At 62.9% G+C, this 15945-nt stretch carries 15 protein-coding genes; 9 read left to right on the forward strand and 6 right to left on the reverse strand.

From position 1 onward, the window contains the following. Positions 1 to 25: 25 nt before the first annotated feature. Positions 26 to 814 carry an SDR family oxidoreductase gene (locus tag AC1DNK_RS05325; protein WP_477939733.1) on the reverse strand — a complete coding sequence of 263 codons (789 nt, stop codon included), beginning with the start codon at positions 812 to 814 and terminating at the stop codon, positions 26 to 28. Positions 815 to 1067: 253 nt separating this feature from the next. Here AC1DNK_RS05325 and AC1DNK_RS05330 point away from each other — a divergent pair, with 253 nt between their 5' ends. Beyond that, a complete protein-coding gene (locus AC1DNK_RS05330; protein ID WP_477939735.1) occupies positions 1068 to 2732 on the forward strand; it encodes an electron transfer flavoprotein-ubiquinone oxidoreductase in 1665 nt (554 codons plus the stop codon). A gap of 167 nt (positions 2733 to 2899) precedes the next feature. Beyond that, the gene (locus AC1DNK_RS05335; RefSeq protein ID WP_112390745.1) at positions 2900 to 3514 is read left to right on the forward strand and encodes a L,D-transpeptidase; all 615 of its coding nucleotides are present in this window, start codon (positions 2900 to 2902) and stop codon (positions 3512 to 3514) included. Between the two features lie 43 nt (positions 3515 to 3557). Here AC1DNK_RS05335 and AC1DNK_RS05340 read toward each other — a convergent pair whose 3' ends face one another. Beyond that, positions 3558 to 4463 (reverse strand): DMT family transporter, encoded by a 906-nt coding sequence (locus AC1DNK_RS05340; protein ID WP_477939737.1) that lies wholly within the window; start codon positions 4461 to 4463, stop codon positions 3558 to 3560. A 142-nt stretch (positions 4464 to 4605) separates the two neighbouring features. Between AC1DNK_RS05340 and AC1DNK_RS05345 the strand changes: the two genes are divergently transcribed. The 5 genes from AC1DNK_RS05345 to AC1DNK_RS05365 all read left to right on the forward strand — a co-directional run bounded on the left by AC1DNK_RS05345 (position 4606) and on the right by AC1DNK_RS05365 (position 8939). After that, entirely contained in the window at positions 4606 to 5079 is a 474-nt protein-coding gene (locus AC1DNK_RS05345; RefSeq protein WP_477939738.1) for an Lrp/AsnC family transcriptional regulator, read from the forward strand. 107 nt (positions 5080 to 5186) lie between these two features. Further along, on the forward strand, positions 5187 to 6119 hold the full coding sequence (locus AC1DNK_RS05350) for an ABC transporter substrate-binding protein (protein WP_477939740.1): 933 nt from the start codon (positions 5187 to 5189) through the stop codon (positions 6117 to 6119). Between the two features lie 6 nt (positions 6120 to 6125). Next, positions 6126 to 7139 (forward strand): FecCD family ABC transporter permease, encoded by a 1014-nt coding sequence (locus tag AC1DNK_RS05355; protein ID WP_477939741.1) that lies wholly within the window; start codon positions 6126 to 6128, stop codon positions 7137 to 7139. After that, on the forward strand, positions 7136 to 8137 hold the full coding sequence (locus AC1DNK_RS05360; RefSeq protein WP_477939743.1) for a FecCD family ABC transporter permease: 1002 nt from the start codon (positions 7136 to 7138) through the stop codon (positions 8135 to 8137). The genes AC1DNK_RS05355 and AC1DNK_RS05360 overlap by 4 nt, the downstream gene beginning before the upstream one ends. After that, on the forward strand, positions 8130 to 8939 hold the full coding sequence (locus AC1DNK_RS05365; protein WP_477939745.1) for an ABC transporter ATP-binding protein: 810 nt from the start codon (positions 8130 to 8132) through the stop codon (positions 8937 to 8939). The genes AC1DNK_RS05360 and AC1DNK_RS05365 overlap by 8 nt, the downstream gene beginning before the upstream one ends. Here the strand turns inward: AC1DNK_RS05365 and mgtE are convergent. Both mgtE and AC1DNK_RS05375 read right to left on the reverse strand, forming a co-directional pair. Further along, positions 8920 to 10293 carry a magnesium transporter gene (mgtE, locus tag AC1DNK_RS05370; RefSeq protein ID WP_477939747.1) on the reverse strand — a complete coding sequence of 458 codons (1374 nt, stop codon included), beginning with the start codon at positions 10291 to 10293 and terminating at the stop codon, positions 8920 to 8922. The two genes, AC1DNK_RS05365 and mgtE, sit on opposite strands and share 20 nt — an antisense overlap. A gap of 294 nt (positions 10294 to 10587) precedes the next feature. Continuing rightward, complete coding sequence (locus AC1DNK_RS05375) at positions 10588 to 11601, reverse strand: zinc-binding alcohol dehydrogenase family protein (RefSeq protein ID WP_477939749.1); 1014 nt, start codon at positions 11599 to 11601, stop codon at positions 10588 to 10590. 103 nt (positions 11602 to 11704) lie between these two features. Here AC1DNK_RS05375 and AC1DNK_RS05380 point away from each other — a divergent pair, with 103 nt between their 5' ends. Further along, positions 11705 to 12100: a winged helix-turn-helix transcriptional regulator gene (locus AC1DNK_RS05380; protein WP_112517141.1), complete on the forward strand. Its 396-nt coding sequence runs from the start codon at positions 11705 to 11707 to the stop codon at positions 12098 to 12100. Here AC1DNK_RS05380 and AC1DNK_RS05385 read toward each other — a convergent pair. Beyond that, entirely contained in the window at positions 12068 to 13285 is a 1218-nt protein-coding gene (locus tag AC1DNK_RS05385; RefSeq protein ID WP_477939751.1) for an MFS transporter, read from the reverse strand. The genes AC1DNK_RS05380 and AC1DNK_RS05385 overlap by 33 nt on opposite strands. A gap of 305 nt (positions 13286 to 13590) precedes the next feature. Here AC1DNK_RS05385 and AC1DNK_RS05390 point away from each other — a divergent pair, with 305 nt between their 5' ends. After that, positions 13591 to 14535 carry a diacylglycerol/lipid kinase family protein gene (locus AC1DNK_RS05390; RefSeq protein WP_112540587.1) on the forward strand — a complete coding sequence of 315 codons (945 nt, stop codon included), beginning with the start codon at positions 13591 to 13593 and terminating at the stop codon, positions 14533 to 14535. A 1-nt stretch (position 14536) separates the two neighbouring features. On the opposite strand, the gene AC1DNK_RS05395 is transcribed toward AC1DNK_RS05390, so the two are convergent. Beyond that, on the reverse strand, positions 14537 to 15889 hold the full coding sequence (locus AC1DNK_RS05395; protein ID WP_112540603.1) for a glutamine synthetase family protein: 1353 nt from the start codon (positions 15887 to 15889) through the stop codon (positions 14537 to 14539). Positions 15890 to 15945 lie beyond the last annotated feature (56 nt).

A 15945-nucleotide genomic window follows, 5' to 3' on the forward strand; every position in this document is an offset into this window, starting at 1 on the left:
TATACTGGATCGCTACATCGGTCGACTATACCGACCGTGCCGCTCCACCATCGCAACGGATCAGCGACCCTGTGATGTAACTTGCTGGTTCGCTGCACAAAAATGCTGCGGTGGCCGCGAACTCATCGACCTTTCCATAGCGCCCGACAGGAATGCGCGCTTCCTTTTCCGAACGGATTTCATCCATCGCGCGGCCGGTGCGTCTTGCTGCCGCACCATCGAGCTCGTCGAGGCGGCCGGTCAGGATGCTGCCGGGAAGCAGCAGATTGGTGGTGACGCCGTGGCTGGCGATTTCGGAGGCCAGCGTCTTGCTCCAGCCGGCAAGGGCAGGGCGCAGCGTGTTCGACAGCGCCAGGTTGGCGATCGGTTCGATCACGCCGGAGGAGGCGACCGTTAGGATGCGGCCCCAGCCCTGCTGTTTCATGCCGGGAAGCAGCGCGTTGGTCAGCGTGATGACCCGCAGCACCATCGAGAAGAAATAGGTCTCCAGCTTTTCGGCCGTCATGTCTTCGGTGGTGCCTGGCGTCGGTCCGCCGGTGTTGTTGACGAGGATATCGAGGCCGCCGAACTTGTCATTGACGGCTGACGTCACCGTCTGCACGAAATTCTCGTCGCCGAGGTCGGCCCAGATCCAGTCGGCCTTGCCGTTGCCCTCGGTATTGATCGCCTTGCAGTTGGCGTCCAGCTGCTCGCCGCTGCGTCCGCAGAGCAGGACATTCGCGCCTTCGCGCGCCAAGGCCACCGCGATGCCGTGGCCCAATCCGCGTGACGATGCCAGAACGAGTGCGCGTTTGCCCTTGATGCCGAGATCCATGATATCCTCCAATGGTGTGCCTTTGTATAAGGCGCGGGCAGGCGGAAAGAAAAGCGGATCAGCGAGAAAATCACGCGGTATAATTGACGTGAACGTAAACGTTAAATAGGTTTATGCGCATGAAGGAAATCATTGTGCGAATTGGGAGATTGGCTGTCGCTTACCGGCTCGACAATGCTTTCCGGTTTTGACAAGAGATTAGCCCAGATTGGGGAATGAGCCGCGGCGGCGGCCGAGCGGAGACCAAACGAAGATGACCGAGACGACAGAGCTTCCGGAACGCGAAAGCATGGAATTCGACGTGGTGATCGTCGGCGGCGGGCCGGCTGGTCTGTCTGCGGCGATCCGGCTGAAGCAGGTCAATCCGGAACTGTCGGTCGTGGTGCTGGAGAAGGGAGCCGAAGTCGGCGCTCATATCCTGTCGGGCGCCGTCGTCGATCCCGTTGGTATCGACCGTTTGCTGCCGGAGTGGCGCAGCGAGAGCGACCATCCGTTCAAGACCGAAGTCACCGCCGATCATTTCCTAGTGCTCGGCCCGGCCGGCTCGATCCGCCTGCCGAACGCCCTCATGCCGCCGCTGATGAACAATCACGGCAATTACATCGTCTCACTCGGCAATGTCTGTCGCTGGCTGGCGGGCCACGCGGAAGCGCTCGGCGTCGAGATCTATCCGGGCTTTGCCGCCACCGAAGTGCTCTATAACGACGAGGGCGCCGTCATCGGTGTCGCCACCGGCGACATGGGCGTCGAGCGCAACGGCGAGCCCGGCCCGAACTTTACCCGCGGCATGGAACTCATCGGCAAATACGTTCTGATCGGCGAAGGCGTGCGCGGCTCGCTTGCCAAGCAGCTGATCGCCAAATTCGACCTTTCGAAGGACCGCGAACCCCAGAAATTCGGTATCGGCATCAAGGAGCTCTGGCAGGTCAAGCCCGAGAACCACAGGCAGGGTCTCGTGCAGCACTCCTTCGGCTGGCCGCTCGGCATGGCCGCCGGTGGCGGCTCGTTCCTCTACCATCTCGAAGACAATATGGTCGCCGTCGGCTTCGTCGTGCACCTGAACTACAAGAACCCCTATCTCTATCCCTTCGAGGAATTCCAGCGCTTCAAGACCCATCCAGCGATCCGCGGCACGTTCGAGGGCGGCAAGCGGCTTTCCTACGGCGCCCGCGCCATCACCGAGGGCGGCTACCAGTCGGTGCCGAAGCTGACCTTCCCTGGTGGAGCCCTGATCGGCTGCTCGGCCGGTTTCGTCAATGTGCCCCGCATCAAGGGCAGCCATAATGCGGTGCTGTCTGGCATGCTGGCGGCCGAGAAGATCGCCGCGGCGATCGAGGCGGGCCGCGCCAATGACGAGATCATCGAGATCGAGAATGAATGGCGCAAGACCGATATCGGCAAGGACCTGAAGAAGGTTCGCAACGTCAAGCCGCTCTGGTCGAAGTTTGGTACGCTCGTCGGCATCGGCCTTGGCGGTCTCGACATGTGGACGAACACGCTGTTCGGCTTCTCCTTCTTCGGCACGCTCAAGCATGGCAAGACCGATGCGCAGTCGCTGGAACCGGCGGCACAACACAAGAAGATCGACTATCCGAAGCCGGATGGTGTCCTGACTTTCGATCGCCTCTCCTCGGTGTTCCTGTCGAACACCAATCACGAGGAGGATCAGCCGGTTCATCTCAAGGTCAAGGACATGGCGTTGCAGAAGTCGTCCGAGCACGACATCTATGCCGGTCCTTCGACCCGCTACTGTCCGGCTGGCGTCTATGAATGGGTGGAGAAGGACGGCCAGGAGACCTACGTCATCAACGCTCAGAACTGCGTCCACTGCAAGACCTGCGACATCAAGGATCCCAACCAGAACATCAACTGGGTTCCCCCGCAGGGCGGCGAGGGGCCGGTCTATCCGAATATGTGAGGCTGCACCTCAGGGTGGCGCATGGGACTTGATCACATGCCCGTGAAAACTGCCGGTATCGCCACTTTTCGGCCTTACTTGTTGCGCCGCGCGGCATCTGTTTAACCGCCTATTAACCATGTTTTCCTTAACTTCAGGGCATCAACCTGATGTTAAGGACCGTCTGAATGCAGATTTCCCGCCGTGGCTTCGTAATGGGCCTCTCCGCTCTTCTGGCGGGATGCGCTTCCAGCGGTCCTGATCATCGCGCCAATTACGCTGCGCTTCCGGCGGAGAAGTTTCCGCTTCCGGCCATGCCGCTCGAAAAGCTCGATCCCGACCTGCGCCGTCAGCAGGTCGCTTATGTCTCGGATCAGGCTGCGGGAACGGTTGTCGTCGATACGCCGGCCCGCCGCCTCTATTACATTCTGGGTGATGGCCAGGCGATGCGCTATGGCGTCGGTGTCGGCCGGGAAGGGCTGGCGCTGGCCGGCAATGCCTATGTCGGCCGCAAGGCCGAATGGCCGACCTGGACACCGACCGAAAACATGCAGCGCCGCGAGGCGCGCTATCGCAAGCTCGCCGGCGGCATGCCGGGTGGTCCCAACAATCCGCTCGGCGCGCGGGCCATGTATCTCTACCGCGGTGGCAACGACACCCATTTCCGCATTCACGGCACCAACCAGCCGCAATCGATCGGCCTTGCCATGTCGAGCGGCTGCATCCGCATGCTGAACCATGACGTCATCGATCTCTATGATCGTGTGCTGCCGGGCGCCAAGGTCATCGTCATCCAGGCATGAACGGAAAAGCCCGGCAATGCCGGGCTTTTATCGTTCGATCCATTCAATGCCGCCTGGCGGCAATCCCGGTCGAGAGCGCCACGCCGATGCCCGTCATGACAGCGGCGGCAATTTCGGCAATACCGACCGGCTCTCCCAGAAACACGCTTCCGCCGATCGTTGCCAGTACGGGCGTCAGCGCCGTGAAGGCCGCAGCCTGCGTGCCACCAAGCGTCTTGACCGCCGTGCCATAGGCAAGCATCGCGACGAGGCCCGAGAGTACGCCCTGGCTCAGCACCTGCAGGCCGATATCGGCGGTGCTCGCCTTTGCCAGCGAGGTGCCGAAGATCAGCGCAAACACGCCGATGATCAGGAACGACCAGATGGCGATCAGAGCGCTTGCCTGCAGAGCGGTGAGGCCGCTGCGGCGGAAGGCATGCGTATAGCTCGCCCACAACACTGCGCCGGCCGGGAGCAGGACGAAGCTCGTCCACGGCAGCGAGGCATCCGACAGGCTGCGCAACAGCAGGATCAGCACACCGCCGACGATGGCGGCAAGGCCAAGCTTGCGGGTCAGGTCGGGCCGTTCGCCGAAGATGACGATGCCGATCAGGGCCGTCGCCAGCGGCATCGAACCGCCGAGCAGGATGCCGGACGAGGCGGCGGGCGTCGAATGGATCGCCAGCGTGGTCAGCAGAAAGAACGCGGCACCGGCGCCGGCAACCATCAGCGCCAGCAGATGCAGCGGCACGCCCTTCGGCAACAGCCCGGTCCTCAGCCACACCGGCGCCAGCGCCAGCGCCGGAATGCCATAGCGTATCAGCCCGATATCGAGCGAGCCGAGCGGGGTGGCGGCGCTGTGGCGGGTCGCCAGGAACCACGACGCCCAGATGAGCACTGTGACGGTTCCGCCGATATAGCCGGGAATGAGGGAAGGGGACTTTTCGTTGGTGATGGTGAAGCTGGTCATCGCGCTATCCTCCGCACGTCCGGATCATCTCCGGTTGAGAAAAGGATAGGCCGGAAGGCCGGGGCATGTCCTTGCTATCTCTGGCGCCCAGATCATGGTATCAGCAATGATATGCCAATAAGGTCACTAGAAATGAGCGGATATGCCAAATCTCGATAAATTCGATATCGCCATTCTGAAGTGCCTTCAGGAGGATGCGCGGGCCACCAACGTGGAGATTGCCGAGAAGGTCAACCTCTCGCCGTCTCCCTGCCTTCGCCGCATCCGCAACCTCGAAAAATCAGGGGTCATCCGCGGTTACCGTGCCGATATCGACCGCAAGGAAGTCGGCCTCGGACTCACTGTCTTCGTCGAGTTCAAGGTGGCGCATCACACCCGCGAGAATTCCGAGGCGCAGCAGGCGACGCTCCTTGCCATTCCCGAAATCGTCTCCTGCTTCCTGATATCGGGCACGGCAGATTTCCTGGCCGAGGTCGTGGTCGAAGATCTGGCCGCCTACGAGCGTCTGCTAACCGAGACGCTGCTGACATTGCCGAATGTGAGCGACATCCGGTCGAACTTCGCGATCCGCAGCATGAAGACCCATGGAGCCCTGAAATTGCCGGACGCAAAATAAGGTGATTATTTTTGTAAACTTTACTTGAAGTGTCGGCGTCAATTCTGTAGCGGAAATTTGAGAGCGGGGATCAACGCCCCGCTGCTGTTTTCAGCTGGGAGTTTGACATGAGCCTGTTTCAGAATTCGATTTCACGCCGCCAGTTCGGCCTTCTCCTTGGCGCTGCAGCCGCAGCCACTGTCGCCGCTCCGGCGCTGGCCGATGATGCCGCACGCACCATCACGCACCTCCTGGGTTCGACCGAAATCACCGGCAAGCCGCAGCGCATCGTCGCGCTCGAATTCTCCTTCGTCCAGTCGCTGGATGCGCTCGGCGTCGTGCCTGTCGGCATCACCGATGACAACCAGCCGAAGCGCATCGAGCAGCTGCTCGGCAAGAAGGTCGAATATAGCTCCGTCGGTACCCGTCTCGAGCCGAACCTTGAGCTCGTCAGCGCGCTCGCACCGGACCTGATCATTGCCGACCAGCTCCGCCATTCGGCAATCTACGCACAGCTGAGTGCCATTGCGCCGACGATCGTGCTGAACAGCTGGGAGGGCAGCTATCAGACGATCAAGGAAGGCGTGGTGACCATCGCCGATGCGCTCGGCGAAAAGGACAACGGTGAAAAGGCCGTTGCCGATCATGATGCGGTGATCGCCGCCCTCGTTGCCAAGATCCCGGCAGGCGAAAAGCGCCGCTTCCTGCTCGCCGTCGCCAATGCCGATTCCATGAGCCTCCATACGTCCGCATCCTTCACAGGCTCGGTATTCAAGGCCATGGGCCTGACGCCGGCAATCGACTCGACGGATGCGGTCGAGAGCGGCGCCAGCCTTGAGCGTCTGATCGCCGTCAATCCCGACGTCTTCCTGGTCGCCACCGATGCCGGCGGCACGGTGTTCGATCAGTGGAAGAGCAACAGCGCTTTCACCAACATCTCGGCTGTCAAAAGCGGCAACATCTTCGAGGTCGACCGCAACCAGTTCTCGCGTTTCCGCGGTCTGAAGACCGCCGAGATGATCGCTGGCGAAATCCTCGCCAAAGTCTACAAGGCCGGATAACCGCTGGTGGACGGCAAGGCAGCAGCGATGGCAGGGCAGGGACGGTTGCAGCCGGTCGCGCTCGGCTGCCTGCTGCTGATGGCGCTCGCCGCCGTCATCGTCGCTGCCGTCTCCTTCGGCGTTTCGGAACTGCCGGTACGGCATGCGCTGTCGTTGCTTGTGTCGCCGGATGGCTCCCCTGATAGCGCGCTCGTCTGGGACGTACGCCTGCCGCGAGCGCTGCTGGCGGTCATGATCGGGGCCAATCTGGCGGTGGCAGGTGTGCTGATCCAGACGCTGACGCGCAATCCGCTCGCCTCGCCGCAAACCTTCGGCATCAATGCCGGGGCTTCGCTCGTCATCGTTCTCTGCCTGATCGCCCTGCCGGAATTGCGTGGTGCCGGAACGGTATGGCCGGCTTTCGTCGGTGCCGCGGCAGTCGGCCTCGCCATGTGGGCGCTCTCCGTCTCCGGCGCCATGAACGACATGAAGCTGGCGCTGGCAGGCATCTCCATCCAGCTCGTGCTTGCAGCCCTCGTCCAGGCGATCCTGATCGCCAACAATGCCGCGCAGGATATCGTCTACTGGCTGGCCGGATCGATCAACGGCGCGCAATGGGAGAAAGTCTGGATCATCCTGCCCTTCACGCTTATCGGCGGCGGAATCGCACTTCTGGCAGGCCGCCATTTCGGCGTGCTGGCGCTGGATGAAACCACCGGCCTGTCGCTCGGGCAGAATGCGCGCCGCGTCGGCGGGCTGGCGGCCTTTCTGATCGTGGTGCTGGCCGGTTCCGCTGTCGCCGTCAGCGGCCCGATCGGTTTCATCGGCCTGCTTGTGCCGCATATCATCCGGCGGCTCGTTGGCGGGGATCAGCTGACACTGATCGCGCTCAGCGCCATCGCCGGGCCGCTGCTTCTGAATGCGGCCGATCTCCTCGGCCGCGTTGCCGCCTATCCCCAGGAAATGCCTGTCGGCATCGTCACGGCGCTGATCGGCGCGCCGGCCTTCCTGCTTATCCTCTGGCGCCAGAGGGTCAGATGAGCACACTCGCCGGAAAGGAGACGCGGGCGCTGACGGTCTGCGTTACCATCGCCGTTCTCATTGCCGTCCTCGCCATTCTCGGCATGACTGTCGGCGCCGTGACCCTGAGCATCGGCCAGGTGCTTGATGGCATCGGCGGCGGCAAAAATGCCTTCATCGTCATGCAATACCGCGCCCCGCGCGTCGCCGTCTCCATCCTCGCCGGGGCGTCCTTCGGTCTGGCGGGTGTCTTCCTGCAGGGCGCGCTGCGCAATCCGCTGGCCTCTCCCGATGTCGTCGGCATCACCAAATGCGCCGGGCTCGGCGCCTTCCTGGCAGGGATGATGGCGCCACCCGCCTGGGCGATCTGGGCGATCCCGGCCGGTGTCGTTTCAGGCGCGATCCTCGGTGCGGCACTCCTGCTCGTGATCGGCCGCACGTTCGGCGGCGGTATCGCGGCTCTGGCCCTGGTGGGCGTGGCGCTCGGCATGCTGGCGCAGGCGCTGATCCAATATGTGATGGTGATCTTCCCGACCCGTGCCGACCAGTCCATGGTCTGGCTTGCCGGCAGCGTCTATGGCAGTTCGATGGCCGACGTTCTGGTCCTTTGCCTCTGGCTCATCGCCTGCCTGCCGCTCGTCCTCCTCGCTGCCGCACGTCTCGATGCCAGCGGCTTTGGCGATGAGACGCTTGTCAGCCTCGGCATGCCGCCGGCCCGGCTGCGGGGCGGCCTGATCGCCGTTTCCGTGCTGTTATGCGCAGGCGCCGTCGCCAGCGTTGGCAGAATGGGCTTCCTCGGTCTGCTGGCGCCCCATGCCGCCCGGCTGCTTGTCGGCCCGCGCGCGCGGCATCTGGTGCCATCGAGCGCACTGATGGGCGCGCTGGCTCTATCTGCTGCCGATCTCGCTGGACGCCTCATTGCCCTGCCGAACGAGATCCCGGCCGGGATCGTCGCCGCCGTGATCGGCGGACCCTATCTGATTTTCCTGCTCATCAAGGAGACCGGCCGCCATGAGTAGTGCCGCGCAATCCCGCCTTGCCGGAGAAAAGCTGACGCTTGGATACGCAGCGATCAGGGTGCTCGAGAATATCGATGTTGCGATTCCCGATGGAAAGATCACCGCGCTGATCGGTGCCAATGGCAGCGGCAAGTCCACGCTGCTGAAAGCGCTCGGCCGCATCATCGCGCCGGAGGCAGGCACAGTCTATCTCGACGGCAAGGAAATATCGTCGATGCAGGGCAGGGCGATCGCCCAGAAGCTGGCACTCCTGCCGCAGAGCCCGGTTTCTCCCGATGGTCTGACAGTGCGTCAGCTCTGCCGTTTCGGCCGCCACCCGCATAAGGGCCTGCTGTCGCGCCCCAGCGCGCATGACGAGGAGATCGTCGATCACGCGCTTGCCGCCACCGGTCTTGCCGATCTCGCTTCGCGCCCGCTCGACCGTCTCTCAGGCGGCCAGCGCCAGCGCGCCTGGATCGCCATGGCGCTGGCGCAGGAAACGCCGATCCTGTTGCTCGACGAGCCGACCACCTATCTCGACATCGCCCACCAGCTGGAAGTGCTGGAACTGCTGCGCGACCTGAACCGCAATCGCGGCCGCACCGTCGTCATGGTCGTCCATGATCTGAACCACGCGGCGCAATATGCAGATCACATCATCGCCGTTGCCGGTGGCGGCATCCACGCATCAGGAAGCCCCGGCGCGCTGTTGACGCCGGAGCTTATCAAGGCCGTGTTCGGAGTGGATGCGGCGGTCGTGCCGCATCCGGTTGACGGCACGCCGTTGTGCCTGCCGATCGCCTCTAGAGAAGCGTCCCGGTGAGGATCAGCAGGGCGACCGAGAAGTAGATCACCAGGCCGGTCACATCGACCAGCGTTGCGACGAACGGGGCGGACGCCGTGGCCGGATCGAGCTTCATGCGCTGCAGGATGAACGGCAGCATCGAGCCCGAGATCGAGCCGAAGGTGACGATGCCGATCAGCGCCGAGAAGACCGTGAACCCGACGAGGATCCAGTGCGGGCCATAGTCGTAGAGCCCGGCCGTCTGCCAGAAGAACACGCGGGTCATGCCGACGAGGCCGAGGATGGCGCCAAGCACAATGCCGGTCGGCAGTTCGCGCAGCAGCACCCGCCACCAGTCGGAAAGCTTCAACTCGCCAACGGCCAGCGCCCGGATGATCAGGGACGTCGCCTGCGAGCCGGAATTACCCCCCGAGCTCATGATCAGCGGAATGAACAGCGTCAGCACGACGGCCTTCTCAAGCTCGCCTTCGAAATGCTGCATGGCGCTTGCCGTCAGCATTTCGCCGAGGAAGAGCGCACAGAGCCAGCCGGCGCGCTTGCGGATCATGCCGCCGAAGCTGATCTTCATGTAGGGCTTGCCGAGGGCTTCCATACCACCGAAGCGCTGGGCGCCATCGGTCGTATCGGCAATCATCGTATCAATCACGTCGTCGACGGTGACGATGCCGAGGATCAGGCCGTGATCGTCGATGACGGGCAGCGCCAGAAGGTCGTGCTTGCGGATCAGCCGCGCCACGTCTTCCTGCTTCATCAGTGCGTTGGCGGCAACCGGCGTTCCCTTCTGCGCGACCGTCAGGATCGAGGCATCGGGCTCGCCGGTGATCAGCCGGCGGAGCGTCACGACATGCATCAGCGCGCCGGAATTCTCATCCAGCACATAGATCGCATAGACGGTCTCGCGCGACCGCTCGACATGGCGCACATGCGCAAGCGTCTGATCCACGGTCCAGTTGCTGGGCACGCTGACGAACTCCGTCGTCATGATGCTGCCTGCGGTGCGCGGCGGATAGCCCATCAGATGCTGGATGGCGACGCGAACGGGCTCTTCGAGGCTGTTGAAGAGCCGGGTGCGGGTATCGACGTCGAGCTCGAGCAGGACGTCGGCAACGCGGTCGTTCGACATGCCGTGCAGCAGGCGTGCGGCATCGGCGCGATCCATGACGCCAAGGATCGAGGCGGCATGGCGCAGTTCCGGCCGGTCGAGGATGTTGACGGCATATTCCTGCGGCATCTTCGACAAGATGCGGGCTGCCTCGGCAGGGGCGAGCGAATTCAACGACTCGACGCGCTCGGCGATGGTCGCAACTTTGTTGTTGGTCATGAAGGCGCGCGCGGCATTGCCGGCCCGCAGGGGGAAGCGATTGATGTTCATTAGCTCGCCTTTCCGTCGATCCGCCGTAGCGTCCGATCGGGCGAGCCCGGAGCTACCAGGTCAGCGCGAAACGGCCGCGTACGGCAAAGGCAATCGACTGCTACTGTCGCTTGGCATCGTGATGATGGCTCCGTTGATATCCGCGCTCAGCGGTTGCTGCGCGCGTTTGATCTAGGTGGTCCCGAACGCTAAAAAAGTCAACTGGGATATGCGGTTAATGGCAGAATGCCGCACCATCGGGCGCGGCATTCTTCAAGGCATGATTTACGGGATATTGCGAGGCGTGCTTCCGGCTCAGAATCCGGCCAGGACGACCTTGCCCTTGGTCTTGCCGGTCTCGATCATCGCATGCGCCTTTTTCAGGTTTGACGCATTGATCGTGCCCACCGTCTCGGTCAGCGTCGTGCGGATTTTCCCGGCATCGACGAGTTCGGCAATCTTGTTCAGGAGATGATGCTGTTCGATCATGTCGGGTGTGCCGAAGATCGGCCGGGTGAACATCAGCTCCCAATGCACCGAATTCGCCTTGCGCTTGAAAGGCATGATGTCGAGTACCTTCGGATCGTCGATCAGCGCAAAACGGCCCTGCGGCGCGATTGCCTCGGCGACGTCGGCGAGATGCTGGTCGGTATTCGTCGTCGAGAAGACGAAGCCCGGTGCGCCAAGACCAAGCGCGGCGACCTGCGCAGCGATCGGCTTGGAATGATCGATGACGTGATGGGCGCCGAGCTCCTTGACCCATGTCTGCGTCTCCGGCCGTGACGCCGTGGCGATGACAGTCAGATCGGTGAGCGCCCGCAGGATCTGGATGGTGATCGAGCCGACCCCACCGGCTCCGCCGATGACGAGCAGCGAGCGGGCCGCACCCGGGACCGGATCCTGCACCTTCAACCGGTCGAACAGCGCTTCATAGGCGGTGATCGAGGTCAGCGGCAGGGCGGCCGCAGCGGCAAAGTCGAGCGTCTTCGGCTTGCGACCGACGATGCGCTCATCGACGAGATGGAATTCGGCATTGGAGCCGGGGCGGGTGATCGAGCCGGCATAGAAGACTTCGTCGCCCGGCTGGAACAGCGTCACATCGGGGCCGACGGCCTTCACGATGCCTGCGGCATCCCAGCCGATCACCTTGAGTTCGCCCGACGGCGGAGCGACGTTGGAGCGGATCTTGACGTCAACGGGATTGACGGAGATCGCCTTGATCTCGACCAGCAGATCATGACCCTTCGCTTCGGGCACCGGCAGCTCGACATCGACGAGCGAGGTTTCGGCGGCAATGGGCTGGGGCGTCTTGTAGGCGACGGCGCGCATGGGAAACTCCTGTATTCGTTGCACAGAGGCTAAATGCGTCTTATGTTCAAGATGCGCAAGAATGCACAAATTCTGTACGTAGTACCCAAAAGGATACCGTCAAATGTCGTTGCCCCGTGCCAAGCTAACGAAGAACTTCCCCGGCTGCCCGGTGGAGGCGACGCTGAGCTTTCTCGATGGCAAGTGGAAGGGCGTGATCCTGTTCCACCTCATGGATGGAACGCTGCGCTTCAACGAACTGCGCCGCAAGCTGCCCGCCGTTACCCAGCGCATGCTGACGAAGCAGTTGAGGGAACTGGAGGATTGCGGGCTGATCTCGCGAAAAGTCTATCCGGTCGTGCCGCCGCGGGTCGAATATGCGATGACGCCGCTCGGTGAAACGCTGAAGCCGGTTATCAAGGCGCTGGCAGCCTGGGGCGACGAACATGTGTTTTGCCGCCCCGATGGCATGGAATTGCGCGAAGCCTCAGGCGCTGCGGCTGCGGCGCTCCAGGCGTAGCGACGCGGCGAAGACGAAGATCCCCAGGAACGACAGGAAGGCGCCGACATAGCCTGTCGCCGCAAAGCCGTAGCCGCAGGCGATGACGAGGCCGCCAAGCCAGGCGCCGAGCGCGTTGGCGATGTTGAAGGCCGAATGGTTGGAGGCCGCGGCCAGCGTCTGCGCATCAGCTGCCACGTCCATCAGGCGCGTCTGCAGGGCAGGGCCTGCCGCGAAGCCGCAACCTGTCAGGAAGACGCAGGCGGCGAGCATGACCGGATTGGCAGCCGTCAGCGAGAAGCAGCTGAGCACCACGATGTTGAAGATCAGCGAGCCGCCGATCGTGCCCATCAACGACTTGTCGGCAAGCCAGGAGCCCAGCACGTTGCCGACATTCATGCCGATGCCGAACAGCACCATCATCACGGCGACCATGCTGGCGGGCAGCATCGCAACCTTCATCGTCGTATCGGCGATATAGCTGAACATCGCGAACATGCCGCCATAGCCGACAGCGGCGATGGCGAGCGTCAACAGCACCTGCGGCCGCTTGAAAGCGCCGAGTTCGCGCATGAAGCTGGCGCCTTCGGCAACCTGATCGCGCGGCACGTAATACCAGATCAGCGCCACCGTCACGACGCCGATGACGCCGACCGTGGTGAAGGCGACGCGCCAGTCCAGAGACTGGCCGAAGAAGGTGGCAAGCGGCGTGCCGAGCAGCGTGGCAATCGTCAGGCCAAGCATGACCCGGCCGACGGCGCGGGCCCGCTTGTGCACCGGCACCATCGAGGCAGCGACGATCGCCGCGACACCGAAATAGGCGCCATGCGGCAAGCCGGTGATGAAGCGCATCAGGGTGAAGCTCTCGAAGGTCGGTGCCATGGCGCTCAGGATATTGCCGATCGCAAAGATGCCCATCAGCAGAAGCAGCAGCGAGCGCCGCGCCATCTTGGCAGCTAGCACCGCAATCACCGGCGCACCGATGACGACGCCGAGTGCGTAGGCGCTGATCACGTAACCCGCCTGCGGCGTGGTAACGGAGAAGGTGCTCGCCACATTCGGTAGCAGGCCCATGATCGCGAATTCGCCGGTGCCGATGCCGAAGCCGCCGCATGCCAGCGCCAGCTGCACCAGCGCGACTGCCATCGGCGACGGCGCTTCTGCAACGGGTGCATCAATAGAATCGTTTACGGCAATCTGGCTCACGGGAGCTCCTGGGCATGTCTCAAAGGCTTCTCATTCCGGGCGTTCAGCGCGGAAGTCGGCCTGTCTATGGCGGGAAGGGAGGTACGTGCCTCCATTCTGCATTCTATCCCTGATTGCCTCCAGAGCGTCGAGTGCGTTTTTTGCAGTGCAGCGTCCTGCTATGTGCATACGTCCATTGCTATATTAGCATTCCTCACCTGTGTGGCCGTGTTGAGCCCGGCCACCTTGCCGCTTGAAATCATTGAGCTAGCGACCATCTGTAGCTGTGACATCGGTGGGATGTGTCACGGGGAACGGAACGCTGCATGAAGCTTGTCGGTTTTTTCAATAAGGATGGCGGGACGTTCCGGACGACAGATATGGAGGCCTACGAGAAAAAGGCCGAGGCGACGTTCCGCGAAGCCGGCCACGATTTCGAGGCGATCGTCTTTCCCGGCAAGGAAATCGTTCCGGCCATGGAACGGGCTGCCCGCCGCGACGATATCGATGGCATTGTCGCCGGCGGCGGCGACGGCACGATCTCGGCGGCGGCCTCCATCGCCTGGAAGAACGGCGTTGCTCTAGGTGTCGTTCCGGCCGGCACCATGAACCTTTTCGCCCGCTCGCTGAAAGTGCCGCTCGATATCTGGCAGGCGCTCGACGTCCTGGCCTATGGCGAGGTCGACAATGTCGATATCGCCAGCGCCAACGACCGGCCCTTCATCCACCAGTTTTCGGCCGGGCTGCATGCCCGCATGGTGCGCTACCGCAATTCCTACAGTTTCCGCTCCCGGCTTGGAAAAATGCGCGCCAGCACCCGTGCCGCCCTGGGCGTAGTGATGAACCCGCCGGAATTCGAGGTCGAGTTCGAGGCGCTGGGTGTGAGGGAACGGCGCCGTGTCTCGGCGGTGTCGGTCTCCAACAATCCCTTCGGCGAGAATGCGCTGCTTTATGCCGACGATCTGCGCAGCGGCGAACTGGGCTTTTATACCGCCAAACCGCTGAAGCCGCTTGGCGTCGCCAAGCTCGCCTTCGACATGCTGCGCGGCAAGGTTCGCGACAATGCCGACATCATGGTCATGCACCCGGCCGAAGTGAACCTGCATTTCCCGAAGATGCGGGCAAAGGCCAATTGCGTCATGGATGGCGAACTGCTGCCGCTGGCCCGCGATATCCGGCTAAGGCTGCATCCGGGCGAGCTGAAGGTGCTCGTCCGCCAGGGGCTGGCCGCGCAGAAGCACGAGACCGATCGCCGCGAGCCTGCCGCATAATCTAGATGCGTGGCAGGTAGGTGCGGTAGTCGAAATCCGAGACAGTGCGCAGCGAGATCAGCGCTTCCTTGTATTTCGTATCGCCAAAAAGCTTCTGATAGCCCTCTCCGAACACGTCTTTGATGAAAGGCGAGGCTCGGAAGGCTTCGACCGCGGTCAGGAAGTCGTGCGTCAGGCGCTCGGTATTCTCAGGCACGTGCGACGGCGTGGTTTCGACGCCGGGATCGAGCTCCTCGTCGAGGCCGAGCAGCATGCCGCCGAGAATGGCTGCGAGCAGCAGGTAGGGATTGGCGTCGGCACCCGCGACCCGGTGTTCGACACGCGCCGCCGGACCGTTCATATCCGGAATGCGGATCGCCGTGCCGCGATGGCCGTATCCCCAGGTGAGATCGACAGGCGCGAAGGACCCCGGCTGGAAGCGGCGGTAGGAATTGGCAAAGGGCGCAAAGACCAGCTGCGCCTCGCGCATCGTCTTCAGCATGCCTGCCGTGACGGACTTCAGACACTTCGGATCGCCGCCCTTGGCATCCAGGATGTTGCGGCCGTCCTTGTCGATGATGCTGGCATGCACATGCAGGCCGGACCCGGCATGATCGGAATAGGGCTTGGCCATGCAGGTCGATTTCAACCCATGGCGTCTCGCCGCCTGTTCGGCAATGCGCTTCAGGTAGATGCAGTCGTCGGCCGCCGCCAGCGCGTCCGGCCGGTGCAGCAGGTTGATCTCGAATTGCCCGGGGCCAAATTCCGCCGTCGTCGCGTCGGCAGGCAGGTTCTGCGCGCTCGCATAGCTGCGCACGGTCCGCAGATAATCGTCGAGCGCATCGGTGGCACTCATGTCGTAGAGCTGGAACCCGTTCGGCTCGCCGCGATAGGTGAGCTTCTTCGGCGGCGAGGGATAGCCGGTCTCCAGCCAGTCCTGTTCGACCACGTAGAATTCCAGCTCGGTCGCCACGACGGGCGTCAGGCCGCGCTCGTCGTAGCGCTTCAGGATCGAAGCGAGGATGGCGCGCGGATCCATGAAGCTCGGCGTACCGTCGAATTCGTGCATCGTCGCCAAGACCTGCATCGATCCCTCCGGCGCCCAGGGCATCGGGGCCAGGCTGCGCTTGTCGGGAATGCAGTTTCCGTCGGGATCGCCGATCGACAGCGACAGGCCGGTAATGTCGTCGTTGTCGTCGCCCCAGATATCAAGCGATTGCGTCGAGGAGGGGAGGCGCACGTCGCCGGTCCAGATTTTCTTCTGCGCCTCGAGCGGAATTCGCTTGCCGCGCAGGTCGCCGTTCATGCCGACAAGCATGATTTCGACCCAGGGCTCGTCAGCCGCAGCTTTGCCGTGCATCTTGTCAGCCGTCATGATCTTGAAAATCCCCTCTGAGCAGGCCAAGGTCGTAACCCATTGGGAAGATCCTT

The sequence above is a fragment of the Rhizobium sp. 01N424 genome (assembly GCF_056399485.1).

Excerpts from the sequence above, each read along its gene's own strand:
- AC1DNK_RS05325 (WP_477939733.1), bottom strand. The coding sequence starts at position 814 with ATGGATCTCGGCATCAAGGGCAAACGCGCACTCGTTCTGGCATCGTCA.
- AC1DNK_RS05330 (WP_477939735.1), top strand. The coding sequence starts at position 1,068 with ATGACCGAGACGACAGAGCTTCCGGAACGCGAAAGCATGGAATTCGAC.
- AC1DNK_RS05335 (WP_112390745.1), top strand. The coding sequence starts at position 2,900 with ATGCAGATTTCCCGCCGTGGCTTCGTAATGGGCCTCTCCGCTCTTCTG.
- AC1DNK_RS05340 (WP_477939737.1), bottom strand. The coding sequence starts at position 4,463 with ATGACCAGCTTCACCATCACCAACGAAAAGTCCCCTTCCCTCATTCCC.
- AC1DNK_RS05345 (WP_477939738.1), top strand. The coding sequence starts at position 4,606 with ATGCCAAATCTCGATAAATTCGATATCGCCATTCTGAAGTGCCTTCAG.
- AC1DNK_RS05350 (WP_477939740.1), top strand. The coding sequence starts at position 5,187 with ATGAGCCTGTTTCAGAATTCGATTTCACGCCGCCAGTTCGGCCTTCTC.
- AC1DNK_RS05360 (WP_477939743.1), top strand. The coding sequence starts at position 7,136 with ATGAGCACACTCGCCGGAAAGGAGACGCGGGCGCTGACGGTCTGCGTT.
- AC1DNK_RS05365 (WP_477939745.1), top strand. The coding sequence starts at position 8,130 with ATGAGTAGTGCCGCGCAATCCCGCCTTGCCGGAGAAAAGCTGACGCTT.
- mgtE (WP_477939747.1), bottom strand. The coding sequence starts at position 10,293 with ATGAACATCAATCGCTTCCCCCTGCGGGCCGGCAATGCCGCGCGCGCC.
- AC1DNK_RS05375 (WP_477939749.1), bottom strand. The coding sequence starts at position 11,601 with ATGCGCGCCGTCGCCTACAAGACGCCCCAGCCCATTGCCGCCGAAACC.
- AC1DNK_RS05380 (WP_112517141.1), top strand. The coding sequence starts at position 11,705 with ATGTCGTTGCCCCGTGCCAAGCTAACGAAGAACTTCCCCGGCTGCCCG.
- AC1DNK_RS05390 (WP_112540587.1), top strand. The coding sequence starts at position 13,591 with ATGAAGCTTGTCGGTTTTTTCAATAAGGATGGCGGGACGTTCCGGACG.
- AC1DNK_RS05395 (WP_112540603.1), bottom strand. The coding sequence starts at position 15,889 with ATGACGGCTGACAAGATGCACGGCAAAGCTGCGGCTGACGAGCCCTGG.